Consider the following 817-nt stretch of genomic DNA (forward strand, 5'->3'; position numbering starts at 1 on the left):
AAAGCCAGGGTATGACTATGAAGGGGTGGTAACTCTCAAAATTATGATGCGGTTAACAATGAATACAGCGGCAGGCCGGAGTGCCTAAATGATAACAGTTTGATAACTATGCGCCGAGATACTAGCTATTTCCTGTTTCTGTGGTATGTTGTGTCGTTGAAAAGGAGGCGGCACACATGAGAGACACCCTGGAGAATCTGTACTTTGGAAAAATCACACCCAATGAGCAAGACATCACACCAGGTTCGGTCCTGGCAGATGCTATGGGCCGGGCGGAACAGTGCGAGGAGAGGCTCACTGCCCGGCTGGAAGGGGAGGAGAAGACTCTGCTGCTCCGGCTCCTCAACGCCGAGAACGAGATCAGCAGCACCATGGCTCTGGAGAATTTTATCCTGGGTTTCCGGCTGGGGATGAGAATCGCTATCGACTCCTTGGACGAGGATGACGGGAGCCTGACTATGAACCGAGAGGAGGGATGAACTATGGGAAAGAGACGGCCGTCCGGCGACGGCATGGTGCGGAAACGGGAGGACGGACGGTGGGAAGGCCGCATCGTCATCGGTCACAAGGACAACGGAGAGCCCATCTTCCGGTATGTATCGGCCAAGACACAAAAGGATCTGCTGAAAAAACTCCATCAGAATATCGAGGAGTACCGGGATGTGAATCTGTGTGAGGACAGCAAGATGTCCCTGAGGGAATGGCTGGACCGCTGGCTGGAGGAGTATGTCGCCCCATCGGTGCGGCCCTCCACCCTGGAGGGATATCGAGGATACATCCAACGAAACATCAAGCCACACCTGGGGGATAAGCCGGT

1 protein-coding gene and 1 pseudogene are annotated in these 817 nt (G+C 54.3%); both read left to right on the forward strand.

The genetic code is table 11. The annotated features are described in order from the left end of the window. The first annotated feature begins 176 nt into the window (after positions 1–176). Positions 177–479 carry a DUF6809 family protein gene (locus B5E43_RS14760; protein WP_087397924.1) on the forward strand — a complete coding sequence of 101 codons (303 nt, stop codon included), beginning with the start codon at positions 177–179 and terminating at the stop codon, positions 477–479. Positions 480–482: 3 nt separating this feature from the next. Next, positions 483–817: pseudogene (locus tag B5E43_RS14765) on the forward strand (N-terminal phage integrase SAM-like domain-containing protein); the annotation flags it as partial.

Origin of the sequence: Flavonifractor sp. An100 (genome assembly GCF_002161175.1) — a bacterium.
Classification (GTDB): domain Bacteria; phylum Bacillota; class Clostridia; order Oscillospirales; family Oscillospiraceae; genus Lawsonibacter.